Origin of the sequence: Gramella sp. MT6 (genome assembly GCF_019357415.1) — a bacterium.
Classification (GTDB): Bacteria; Bacteroidota; Bacteroidia; order Flavobacteriales; family Flavobacteriaceae; genus Christiangramia.
This window is the reverse complement of record NZ_CP048410.1, coordinates 3,021,463-3,033,641: the sequence shown is the minus strand read 5'-3', so window position 1 is coordinate 3,033,641 and position 12,179 is coordinate 3,021,463. Positions and strand designations below refer to the sequence as shown.

The following is a 12,179-nucleotide window of genomic DNA, read 5'->3' as shown; positions in this document are numbered from 1 at the left end:
TAGCGGGTTATGTTTTAGATTTTTTCGTCTCGAGGATGATCTGTAGATTTTTTATGATCGGGTCTTGATCCTTTTTTGTTGTACTGCATATTCTCCTCATCAACTAATTCAGATCTTCTCTCTGGCTTTGAATCATTGCTCGCCGGAACATCCATTTCCTCAGCGGTAAAATCTACTTCTTTATTTCGATCCAGGTCCTTATCCTGGCCCTTATTCATGCTACGGCCTTTTTCGTTCAGGGCTTGTTTATCTTCCTTTGTTACCTCAGGGTTATAGGGCAAGTTCTCAGGTTTAGATTTTTTTGCTTCTTCGTTTGCTCTGCTTACTTCCTTTTTCATAATTCATCATTTTCTGATTCATCTTTAATTTAAAGAATAATCAAAGGATTAAGCTAAATGACGGGTTAAATTCAAGTTAAACCTAAGAACAAAAAAAGGAAAGCAGTTACGCTTTCCTTTTAAATTTTGTGGAATGTGTGTCTTAGTTCTTAGCTACAGAAGCATCACCTTCTAACATTGCAAAGAATTTATCCAGGTTAGGAATAATTACAATTCTTGTTCTACGGTTTTTAGCCATATTTTCTTTGTTCGTATTCTCAACTAAAGGCTGGTAACTACTTCTTCCGGCAGCAATAAGTTTAGATGGTTCAACATCATATTTATCCTGTAGAAGTCTAACAATAGAGGTTGCTCTTCTAACGCTTAGGTCCCAGTTATCTTTCAGGTAAGAGTCCTTAACCATTGTTCTATCATCAGTATGACCTTCGATCATCACTTCCATGGCAGGCTCACTATTAATTACTTCTGCAAGTTTCTTAAGTAATGGCTGAGCTTCTTTAGTCACTCTATAGCTACCGCTACCAAATAATAGTTTATCTGAAACATTGATCATTACTACAGTTTCATCAACGCTAATGTCAATATCATCTTCATCTGCACCTTCAGAAATGTTTTGCTTAAGGTTATAAGAAACAGCAAGGTTAATAGAATCTTCAAGGGTTTTAGCACCTTTTACTTTTTCCGGATCCATTTTAGAGATAGTGCTACGCATTCTATCTTTTGTATTCTTAGACATTACCGTTAGGTCGTTCATTTCCATCATTCCCTCATTTTCTGTTCTAAGAGAATTGATTTTTGCATTGTATTCTGCAACTCTTTGCTCTATAAGAGCATATTTTTGTTCAACTTCTTCTTTCTCAACTCTGGTTTTCTGTAATGTACTCTTAGTATCATTTAGTTCACTTTCCAGTGCTACATATTTCTTCTTAGAAACACAGGAAGTTAGCATAGTAGCTGCCAATACTGTAACAGTTATTACTCTTTTCATAAATCAGATTTTTAAATTTTGTTCTTTTGATTAATTATTTAGTTCGAATAATCAATGATATAAGAGCTATAACAGTGCCATTCGTTTATTACAGCTATAATCGTATACCAGGACTATGAATTTTGGAAAGTTTGAAAAGCTCTTAGGCTTTAAGAAATAGGTGATTAGGTTGCTAATTCTGTAATTAGAATAATATTCAGTAAATTTTCTATAGAAAAATACCAGGTGATGAATTAAGGAAAAAAACTGTGGAATTAAACCTTAATTGTGTAAAAAATCTCCACAGTTTTGGTTCAATATTATTTAAAGAATTCCTTTTGAATGCTGTTATATATACTGATTTAACACAAGTTTACCAGAATTAAAGCATATAAACTTCCTGAAATAATCTCTAAACGATAACTTTGAGAAATCCAAAAAAATAAGCATTGGCAGATAAGAAACAAAAGGCATTAAAGATCCTGAAAATACTGGGTAAAATATTTCTGGGCATTCTTATTTTCCTGCTTTTAGTCATTTTATTTGTTCGTAGTCCATGGGGCCAGGATATTATAAAAGATAAAGTAATTAATTCTATAGAGGAGAAAACCGGTGGGGATATTGCACTGGAAAAACTCTTTATTAAATTTAATGGGGATATACAGATAGATGAACTTCTAATCAAAACACCCGAGGGAGATACTGTTATTTACGCCGGCAGTTTGTCTGCAAATATTCCCATTATGCCCTTAATAAAAGGTAATAGTTTTGGCCTGGATGGTCTGGATGTCAAGAATGTTAAGGCGAGAATAATAAGGAAAGACTCTGTCTCCGGATTTAATTATGAGTTTCTAACAAATGCCTATGCTTCAGATACAACGCAGGCTGCTCCTGCAACCGATACGACTTCTGCGCCAATGGAGATCAATATAGGTGATATAAACCTGGATGATTTCGACATTATTTATAAAGACGATGTAAGTGGGATCGATGCGGAAGTGAAATTCGAAAAAATCCTGTTGGAATTTACCGAAACCGATCTTCAGAATATGATATTCAGGGCAGATGATGTGATCCTTCGTGATGCGATGGTGAATTATGTGCAAACAAAACCATTTCCTGAAAGCGATACCGAAGCTCCGCCGATGCCGGTATTTGAGATTGATAATATCGAAATTTCCAATATCCAGGGAGTTTATGACTCCAGGCCAGATTCCCTGTATACGGGCTTTCTTATTACCGACGTAAACCTGGATAGGTCAAGACTTGATCTAAAAGATAACTTGATTTCGAGTGAGTTTATAGGTATTTCCAATTCCAATATTACTTTGAAGATGCAACAATCTTCCGGTAAGCAAAATGATACAACGAGTACATCTGCGCCTTTTGAATGGCCACAGTGGAAGATAGACCTGGCCAGTATAGATCTTGAAAATAATTCCTTCAAGTACCTGGTAAATGATGCCAGGATAAAAAGAGGAACTTTTAATCCCCATGCGGTAGAAATAGACAGTTTGATCTTTAAGGCTGAGAACATTCTTTATGAAGAAGCTATGGCCAGTGCTAAAATTCAAAAGGTGCAATTTCAGGAAGGATCGGGGCTTGATCTGAATAAGTTTAATATTAAGGCCAGCCTTACCGATGAGCAAATGGAATTTTCAGATCTTGATATATCAGTAAATAATAATCGATTGTCGGGGAATCTTAGCATTGCTTATGAGAATTTCAGTGACTTCCTTAATAAACCTGATAATGCGAGACTCGATCTTGATCTGAATAATATTTATTTAAGGCTGAGCGAGATATACCGTTTTCAGCCCGATCTTAAAGATAATGAATATGTCAAGGCGCTGGCAAGTTCTCCAATTAGGGGAAATGTAAGTGCTAATGGGAAATTGAACAATATCAATTTGCAGAACCTTGATTTAAACTGGAGCAATACAAGGATCGTAGGAAATGGAAATATTTTAAACGCCCAGGATCCTGAAAACCTAAATTTTAGTTTACCTAATGTCAAGGTTAATTCCCAGAGGAGTGATCTTGTGAAATTTGTAAAAGAGGAAGACCTGGGTGTAAAATTGCCGGAAACCGTCTCTTTAAGTGGAAGCTTTTCAGGAAATGCCAGCGAGATAAATACAAATGCCTTACTTATTACCTCGGAAGGAAGCCTGGATGTTGATGGGGAATTTCAGATGGGAGATCAAATCGTTTTTGATGCTGAAGTGCAGGGCGATAGTATAGCTTTGGGTAACCTGCTGCAGAATGAAGCTTTGGGAGAAATAAAGATCAATCTCAAAACTTCAGGAAAGGGTAGCTCAATTAACGACCTTAATGCCAGTCTGGATTCTGAAATATCTTCATTCACCTATAATGGATATGAATTCCGGGACATCAACATCAATGGAGAACTGGAGAATGGTGCCGGGCCTGTAAATATCGATTATAAGGACAATAATTTAAATATGAATGCTGAAACCAGGATTCAGCTGGATTCGGTTTCACCGAGATTTGACATTCATTTTGTTCTGGAGGGAGCAGATCTAGAAGCTCTTGGCATAACGAGAAAGGAAATTAAGACCGGTTTTACGCTTGATGGCTGGTTCGAAGGAAACTCCAGCAAATATGAAATGGAGGCAAGCATTATAGACGGTGTTGCGGTTTATAATAATGAAACCTATTTACTTGGTAGTTTTAATGCTTCGGCATATGTTAGAGAGGATACCACTTCAGTAAAGATAGATAACCGAATGATAGATCTGGACCTGCAATCTAATGCCAGTCCGGCCGATTTCTCTAATTCGATAAACAGACATTTAAAGAGGTATATTACTGAGAATTACCAGGAAGATTCTATAACTACTCCCGTTAATTTAAAAGTAAATGCCAGGATAAGGCAGGCGCCAATTCTTAATGAAGTATTCTTAGTGAATCTGGAAGATCTGGATACCATAGACGTAAATATAGATTTCAGGGAAAAGGACCGTGAATTAGAAGCAACTGTTTCGGTACCTCATGTGATGTATTACGGCAGCGAGATTGATAGTTTAGAAGTATTTATGCGGTCTGATACAGAAGACCTCAATTTTGACCTTGCCTTTAATGAGCTTAACGCCGGGCCGCTGGCCATTAAGAAAACTGTTGTAAATGCCAATGTTCTTAACCAGAAGCTGGACCTTGAGTTTTCTTCCTTCTATGAAGATTCTGAAATTGTACATTTCAATTCTGAATTAGATTTTAAGGGTGATACCTTAAGATTTCATATTAATCCTAAGAAGTTTATTCTCAATTCAAACCAGTGGGAGGTTGATAATTCCAACAGAATAAGTATTGCTGAAAAATATCTTGATTTCCAGAATTTCAGGATATCCCGGAATAATCAGGCAATGCAATTAAGTAATGATAAACCCGGGATTGAAAAAGAACATTTAAGCCTCGACTTCCAGAATTTCAAATTAGCAGCCCTATTGAATTATTTAAATCCTGAAAACAAGCTCGCTACCGGTCAATTGAATGGGAATATCGTTTACGAGGAACCTTTTGGCGAAACAGGAATTCTGGCAGATATGCAGATAAATCAATTCGAGGTGATGGGGGTCAATCTTAATACCCTGGATCTTAAAGGAGAGTCTGCAGGTTTTAGTAATTATGATTTCGAAATGGCCATAAAAGGAGGTGAAGTTGACCTAGACCTTACTGGTACTTATACTGCAGCAGATCCTTCCGCAAAAATTGATATGCAGCTTGATCTAAATGAGATTCAAATGACTGCTTTGGAAGGTTTTTCACAAGGAGTAATTAAAGATGGAAGCGGTAGTTTTTCGGGTAGTTTTAGTTTAAACGGAACCGTTTTAGAGACTAAATATGAAGGTAGTATGAATTTTAATTCTGCTCAATTCAATATTGCTACTTTAAACGCCAGTTTCATCCTTCCCAATGAAGAACTGAGATTAGATAACGATGCCGTTTATTTTAATAATTTCAATATTAATGACACAAATGACAATTCGGTTGTTCTAAATGGAGAAGTTGGAACCAAAGACCTGTTGAATCCGACATTTGATCTGGATGTTCAGGCAAATGATTTCAGGTTATTGAATTCTACTGAAGAGGACAATGAGCTTTTTTATGGAACTGCGGTGGTTGATGTTGATGCACAGATCAATGGCGACCTTAATCTTCCTGAGGTAGATATGAATGTAGATATAAAGGAAAGTACCAATTTCACTTATGTGGTTCCTCAAACTGAACTTCAGATCAATGAAAGGGACGGAGTGGTGATTTTTGTAAATAAGGAAAATCCTGATGCCATTCTCTCCCAAACTGAAGAGGAATCCTATGTGGTTTCAGGCTATGATATTTACTCCCGCGTTACCGTAAATGAAGGAGCCACCTTCAACATTATTATAAATGAAGAGACAGGGGATAAGTTCCAGGTCCAGGGTGAGGGAGATCTAATCTTCAATATGTATCCTAATGGCCGCACAGCACTTACAGGTATTTACGAGATAAATGATGGATTTTATGAAATGAGCCTGTATAATCTCGTAAAAAGAAGATTTGATATTGCAGATGGCAGCCGTGTTTCCTGGGCTGGAGATCCATTTGATGCACAGTTGGATGTACGGGCGATCTATACGGTAGAAACTTCAGCTTCGGCTTTAATGGCCTCTCAGACCTCTAATTTAGATAGTGGTGAAGGAGATAGATTCCGGCAGGAAATACCCTTCCTGGTTTATCTTAATGTAGAAGGAGACCTTATGGAGCCAAAGATCACTTTCAACCTGGATATGCCAGAGGATGAACAAGGTATTGCGGGAGGAGAAATCTTCGGACGGGTGCAGCAACTTAACAACCAAGAGCAAGAATTGAATAAACAGGTATTTTCTTTGCTCGTTTTAAATCGTTTTTTCCCCGAATCGGGTAGTGACGGAAGCCAGGGAGGGACACTTGCCGTGGCGAGGGATAACCTTAATTCTGCCTTATCAGATCAATTGAATATGCTTTCCAGTAAGATTCTTGGAGAAAGCGGGGTCCAGCTTAATTTTAACGTAGATAGTTTTACAGATTACCAGGGTACCAGCCCGGAAGAAAGAACACAGTTAGGTATAAGCGCACAAAAAGCATTTCTTGAGGATAGGTTAGTTGTAGAAGTAGGTAGTGAAGTAGATATACAGGGTGGCAACCAGGAAGGGCAGGAGACAAGCCCGGTAATTGGGAACGTGAGTATTTCTTACTTACTGGACGAAAATGGCACCTGGCGATTAAAAGGTTTTAGTAAAAGTCAGTATGAAAACGTAGTGGATGGCCAGTTGGTGGTAAGCGGAATTGCTTTAATTTTTACGAAGGAATTCAATAAATTCAAAAATATCTTCGAAAGAGCCGTAATGGAAAATGTAAAGAAAGAGGAAGATAAACCTAAAAAAGAAGAAAATAACACAGATGAGAATTAGATATTCGGCAATAATCATTTTTTTGATTTTTATTCAAGCCTGTAGTGTGGAGAAATTCATTCCAGATGATGAATTACTTTATACCGGGGCAGAGATCGAGTTTGAGTCTGATAGCACCATCGTTAATAAACCAGCGCTAACCACCGAATTAAATAAAGTACTAAGACCCGAGCCAAATAGTAAGTTCCTAGGGATGCGTCCCGGACTTTATTTTTACTATAAAGCGCAAAGAGAAAAACCTGGGTTCATCAACAAATTCCTGAACAAAAAGATAGGCGAAGAACCGGTTTACCTTTCAGACGTAAACTTAAATAATACTGAAGATATTCTTATAAACAGATTAGAGAACAGGGGCTACTTTTATAGCAGAGTTAGTTCAGAAACTATTACAGATAAAGAAGCTAAAACTGGTTCCGCAACTTATTCGCTAAATGTGCCTACCCCGTATACAATGGCCAGCTACCAGTTAGATTCAGATTCCTTGCTGGTTTATCAGAATATTCAGGAAAATCTGGACAAGACGGTTCTTGAAGAGGGTATGCCTTTCGATCTGCCGGAATTAAAGCAGGAACGTGAACGTATAGATCTTCATCTCAAAAAAGATGGCTATTATAATTTTAACCCTGGATTCCTGATCTTTGAGGCAGATACAAATCAATATAAGCAGAAGAAATTCGATCTTTTTCTCAGGTTAAAAAAAGATGTGCCTTCAAAATCTGTTATTCCTTATAAGATTTCAAATGTAAATGTTTATCCGAATAATAATATTGAGGAAGATTCCCTAAGTAAGAATTTTGAAAGGTATAAGAATAAGAATTACTTACAGGAAAATATTTTCTTCAAGCCTAAATATCTGGATCCATATATTCTTATTGAGACCGGTGATTATTATGATCCTGCAAAGTCCAGGAATACCAGCCGTAGACTTGGGACTATTGGAGTCTATAAATTCGTGAACATTAGGTATGATGAGATAGACACGCTTGCTACAGACAGCCTGGGCCTGCTCGAAGCGAATATTTTTCTTTCTCCTCTTAAAAAAAGAGCGATTAGGGCAGAACTACAGGCGGTTACTAAATCTAATAGTTTTGCGGGACCACATCTTGCCTTGACATTTGTAAACCGAAACCTTTTTAAAGGTGGTGAAACACTTAATATTTCGGCTAATTTCGGGTATGAATTTCAGGTCGCTTCAGGAAACAACCCGGGAAGTAATTCCCTGCAATTAGGAGTCTCAAATGATCTTATCATTCCGAGGTTATTATTTCCTATAAGTTTTAGCAAGAACTATTTTAAATATGATATTCCAAAAACCAAGATCAGTCTGGGAGGTGATTATTTAAGAAGAACACAGTTATTTACCCTGGCATCACTGAATTCTACTTTTGGATATTTCTGGAACGCGAACAGGTACGTGACCCATGAATTTAATCCTGTTAGTCTTAATTATGTGAGCCTTAGTGATGTTACTCCTGAATTTCAGGATATCCTTGATGAAAATCCTTTCCTGGAAAGAAGTTTTGAGCAGGAATTCATTGCCGGTCTTACTTATTCTTTTACTTATAACGGATTAATAGATACCCAGAAAACACATGCCTTTTTCCTGAACTCAAACTTTGATATGGCGGGTAATACCATGAGTTTGTTCGGGAAGGAGGCTGAAGATGGAAATAAAGAAGTCTTAGGCCTGGAATATGCTCAATATGCTAAACTAGATCTTGATCTTAGATATCATCTAAGGTTGGGAACCCAGACTATCGCCACCAGGTTATTTGCCGGTTATGGGATGCCTTACGGAAATTCTGATGTAATGCCTTTTAGTAAACAATATTTTGCTGGTGGGCCATATAGCGTGAGAGCTTTTAGAACGAGATCTTTAGGACCGGGAACTTTTGACCCTAGCGAGCCTACAGAATTAACCGAACCTGGAGACGAACCTTCAGATGTCGCTACCTATCGCGATCAAACCGGGAATATACGGCTGGAAGCGAATGCGGAATACAGGTTTCCTATTGTGACTTATTTGAACGGGGCATTCTTTGTTGATGCCGGGAATATCTGGACTTCAGAGTCACGTCCTGAAACAACGAATCTCGATACCGATGGTTCAGGAGAATTTGGTTCAGGTTTTATTAATGAACTAGGTATTGGAACCGGTGTTGGTTTAAGAATAGATATTCAGAGTTTTGTGATCAGGTTCGACCTTGCGTTCCCATTGCATGATCCAAGGGAACCAGCCGGTGAACGCTGGGTTAATGATTTTGGAAGTCCGGTATTTAATTTTGCAATTGGTTATCCTTTCTAATGCTGCATTTTATTTCCATAGCATAGATCTCCCGCATCGCCCAACCCGGGAACTATATAGCCATTCTTATCTAGTTCATGATCTATAGTGGCGATCCATAATTTGGAATTCTCTGGAAATTCAGTTTTTAAATATTTAACACCTTCATCTGAACCGATTACAGATACCAGATGAATTTTAGCAGGCTTGCCCATTGGTTCCAGTGCTTTCAGGACATTTACAAAAGATCTCCCAGTAGCGAGCATGGGATCTGCAAGGATCAACGTTTTGCCTTCAAGTGAAGGCGACGCAAGATATTCTACCAGGATCTCAAACTTCTCATCATTGTTGGGATGATGACGGTAAGCGGAAATAAAGGAATTTTCTGCATCATCAAAATAGTTGAGTATTCCCTGGTGTAGAGGAAGACCTGCACGAAGTATGGAACAGATCACTATTTCATTCTTTGGTTCCGGAACTACAGATCGTCCCAGAGGAGTGGTTATCTCCATTTTTTCATACTCTAATTCTTTACTGAGTTCATAGGACATGATCTCTCCAAGTCTCTCGATATTTCTTCGAAACCGCATTCTGTCTTTCTGAATTCCAGTATCTCTAAGCTGAGAAATGAACCTGTTCGCGATAGAATTGGTTTTGAGTATTTCCTGAACCTCCATAGTGATCTATTAAAATTTTCAGACCAAATTTAAGCTTTTCCAGATAGAACCTAAAGAGATTGAAGTATCCAGGGGAATTTCTTTATTAAACAGATCAAAATTGCAAAGTTCAAAGAATGTTTAACAAATTCATTCTATAATATATTTTAAAAATAAAATGTAAATTTATGTGGTAACAAACTAAATATCAGGCCCATGTTAAAGAACTGCGATGCTTTCTCAACATTCTCCACGAACGACATGGAAAAGGCCAAAGAATTCTACGGAAATATCCTTGGTCTTCATCTTAAAGAAAATTCATTGGGGTTATTAGAATTAGATCCGGGACATTGTTCTGTCCTGATATATCCTAAAGAAGATCATCACCCCGCCGAGTTCACAGTTTTGAACTTCTACGTGCCAGATATTGAAGAACAGGTAGACGAACTGACTGAAAAGGGGGTGAAGTTTGAACAATATGATGGAAAGATTAGGACAGATGCCAGGGGAATCCATCGCGGATCCAATCCTACAGCAATTGCCTGGTTCAAAGATCCGGCGGGTAATTTACTTTCCCTGATAGAACAAAAAAATTAAGATCATGAAGGAGAGAGATGAGCTAATAAAAAAGCTGAATGAAGCATTCGCGAATTGTGATACAGATTTCCTTGCCAAAAGTGTTACCGATGACGTTAAATGGGAAATTATTGGAGAGAAAACTATTTCTGGAAGAAAAGACTTTGAGAAATCACTTGATAGAATGCGACATGGCGGTCCTACAGAAATTAAGGTCAGCGAAATAATAAATATCAAAGATAAATCTGTAGTAGAAGGCATTGTGGAGTTCTATGTTGAACCGGGGAAGAAGAAAAAATATGCTTTCTGTGATGTATATATTTTCTCAGATTCAGACGGCTCAAAATTTAAAGAACTCCGCACTTATGTGACCATGCTTAAAAAGAAATAGCATTAGTCTATATTTACTCAATCCCTCTATAAAAGTTCACAGGAATTAATTTAATAAATAAATCATGAAAATATTGATCACATTTTTAAGCCTTGCTTTTTTCTGTTCAGATTATGCAGGGGACAAAGATTGTCTGAAAGATTCAGATAATCTTAATTCAATTGAAAATCATTGGAATGAAGCAGATATTTTCGAATATCTGGAAGAAACCAAAGAATCACTAAAAGAGAGCGTTGAAGGCCTTTCTGAAGAGCAAATGCAATTTAAACCAGATGCTGAAAATTGGTCTGTGGCCCAGACGGTAGAACATATAATTACCGTTGAAGGAGCCCTTAAATCTATGCTGCAAGCTAAATTTGATGCTGGAGAAGACTTGGACCAGAAAACCGAAATAGTAATGACCGATGATGATGTTGTGGCGCTTATTACCAATAGAACAGAAAAGATAAAAACACAGGACCAATTTCAACCTACAGGTAATTTATCAAGTGCAGATGAAGCCTTGGATGCATTTGAAGATCAGAGGGAAAACATTGTAGACTGGCTGAAAGATTCTGATGTAGATATGAGAAATTACGTTAATGAATTTCCATTTGGAAAGATCGATGCCTATCAAACAGTTCTTTTCATGGCAGGACATACTGCACGACATACCGCCCAGATCGAGGAAGTAAAATCAAACCCAGATTTTCCTGATTCATAGGTTCAATTAATAGAGAATTAGGGATCTGTGTTAAAGCAGATCCTTTTTTTGAAAAAGCTCTGGGAGACGTAAAATCAGGATTATTAAAAAATTGGCTGTATTTTTGATATATTAAAAGATACAATTCGAATCTTTAAAACATGAGAACCAGTTTATTTTTTATTTGCTTTTTTTGTGTCTGTTTAGCTGCATCAGCCCAGATAGAAATTCCGCGTACCACGAATACCGGACCTATCATAAAAGCTGAAGAATCTAATTCTACAGGATTTCCTATACTTAAAAGGGAAGAAGCTGAGACTGAAAGCAGGTTCTTGAATGATAAACCAAAACCTATAGACCTTAGAGAAAATCCTAATGGATTAATGACCGAGGCTGATGTTATTAAGAAGAAATGGAGTAAAGACAAAGAAATAAGAGAGGAATATAGAAAGGACCAGAGCCTAGGAAATGTTGTAACCCAGGGAAGATTTGTAGAAGTTTATTGTCGTGACCATCAATACATTGACGGTGATAAAGTTCAGATCTTTGTAAATGGTCAAATGGTTGCTGCCAGTGTAAATTTACATGCCGGTTTTCAACCAATTCTGGTAACCCTGCAAGATGGTTTCAATAGTATTCAATTTGTAGCGCTCAACCAGGGAAGTTCCGGTCCAAATACAGCAGAATTAAGGGTTTTAAGCGAAAAGGGAGAGCAGATAGCTGTAAAAGAATGGAATCTTCTTACAGGTGCAAAAGCTGAACTTATCGTTGTTAAAAACTAAATAACTTATAATATAAAACAAAAAAAAGCCGGGAACATCCCGGCTTTTTTTTA

At 37.4% G+C, this 12,179-nt stretch carries 9 protein-coding genes; 6 read left to right on the top strand and 3 right to left on the bottom strand.

Annotation, left to right across the window (positions count from 1 at the left end; translation table 11 throughout):
* Positions 1–14: 14 nt before the first annotated feature.
* A complete protein-coding gene (locus G3I01_RS13630) occupies positions 15–338 on the bottom strand; it encodes a hypothetical protein (protein WP_219548759.1) in 324 nt (107 codons plus the stop codon).
* 142 nt (positions 339–480) lie between these two features.
* The gene (locus tag G3I01_RS13625) at positions 481–1,326 is read right to left on the bottom strand and encodes an OmpA family protein (protein ID WP_219548758.1); all 846 of its coding nucleotides are present in this window, start codon (positions 1,324–1,326) and stop codon (positions 481–483) included.
* A gap of 428 nt (positions 1,327–1,754) precedes the next feature.
* Here G3I01_RS13625 and G3I01_RS13620 point away from each other — a divergent pair, with 428 nt between their 5' ends.
* Together G3I01_RS13620 and G3I01_RS13615 are read left to right on the top strand one after the other, a co-directional pair.
* Positions 1,755–6,755 (top strand): translocation/assembly module TamB, encoded by a 5,001-nt coding sequence (locus G3I01_RS13620; RefSeq protein WP_219548757.1) that lies wholly within the window; start codon positions 1,755–1,757, stop codon positions 6,753–6,755.
* Positions 6,745–9,060 (top strand): BamA/TamA family outer membrane protein, encoded by a 2,316-nt coding sequence (locus G3I01_RS13615; RefSeq protein ID WP_219548755.1) that lies wholly within the window; start codon positions 6,745–6,747, stop codon positions 9,058–9,060. Before G3I01_RS13620 ends, G3I01_RS13615 begins: the two co-directional genes overlap by 11 nt.
* Here the strand turns inward: G3I01_RS13615 and upp are convergent.
* On the bottom strand, positions 9,057–9,716 hold the full coding sequence (upp, locus tag G3I01_RS13610; protein ID WP_219548754.1) for a uracil phosphoribosyltransferase: 660 nt from the start codon (positions 9,714–9,716) through the stop codon (positions 9,057–9,059). The genes G3I01_RS13615 and upp overlap by 4 nt on opposite strands.
* Positions 9,717–9,911: 195 nt before the next feature.
* Here upp and G3I01_RS13605 point away from each other — a divergent pair, with 195 nt between their 5' ends.
* The 4 genes from G3I01_RS13605 (at position 9,912) to G3I01_RS13590 (ending at position 12,126) form a co-directional block, all read left to right on the top strand.
* Positions 9,912–10,292 carry a VOC family protein gene (locus G3I01_RS13605; protein WP_219548753.1) on the top strand — a complete coding sequence of 127 codons (381 nt, stop codon included), beginning with the start codon at positions 9,912–9,914 and terminating at the stop codon, positions 10,290–10,292.
* A 4-nt stretch (positions 10,293–10,296) separates the two neighbouring features.
* Positions 10,297–10,662, top strand: coding sequence for a nuclear transport factor 2 family protein (locus G3I01_RS13600; RefSeq protein ID WP_219548752.1), 366 nt, complete (start codon positions 10,297–10,299; stop codon positions 10,660–10,662).
* 64 nt (positions 10,663–10,726) lie between these two features.
* Positions 10,727–11,365 carry a DinB family protein gene (locus tag G3I01_RS13595; RefSeq protein WP_219548750.1) on the top strand — a complete coding sequence of 213 codons (639 nt, stop codon included), beginning with the start codon at positions 10,727–10,729 and terminating at the stop codon, positions 11,363–11,365.
* Positions 11,366–11,505: 140 nt separating this feature from the next.
* The gene (locus G3I01_RS13590; RefSeq protein WP_219548749.1) at positions 11,506–12,126 is read left to right on the top strand and encodes a hypothetical protein; all 621 of its coding nucleotides are present in this window, start codon (positions 11,506–11,508) and stop codon (positions 12,124–12,126) included.
* The last annotated feature ends 53 nt before the right edge of the window (positions 12,127–12,179 follow it).

Coding starts and splice junctions, on each gene's coding strand:
- G3I01_RS13630 (WP_219548759.1), bottom strand. CDS start 338: ATGAAAAAGGAAGTAAGCAGAGCAAACGAAGAAGCAAAAAAATCTAAA.
- G3I01_RS13625 (WP_219548758.1), bottom strand. CDS start 1,326: ATGAAAAGAGTAATAACTGTTACAGTATTGGCAGCTACTATGCTAACT.
- G3I01_RS13615 (WP_219548755.1), top strand. CDS start 6,745: ATGAGAATTAGATATTCGGCAATAATCATTTTTTTGATTTTTATTCAA.
- upp (WP_219548754.1), bottom strand. CDS start 9,716: ATGGAGGTTCAGGAAATACTCAAAACCAATTCTATCGCGAACAGGTTC.
- G3I01_RS13605 (WP_219548753.1), top strand. CDS start 9,912: ATGTTAAAGAACTGCGATGCTTTCTCAACATTCTCCACGAACGACATG.
- G3I01_RS13600 (WP_219548752.1), top strand. CDS start 10,297: ATGAAGGAGAGAGATGAGCTAATAAAAAAGCTGAATGAAGCATTCGCG.
- G3I01_RS13595 (WP_219548750.1), top strand. CDS start 10,727: ATGAAAATATTGATCACATTTTTAAGCCTTGCTTTTTTCTGTTCAGAT.
- G3I01_RS13590 (WP_219548749.1), top strand. CDS start 11,506: ATGAGAACCAGTTTATTTTTTATTTGCTTTTTTTGTGTCTGTTTAGCT.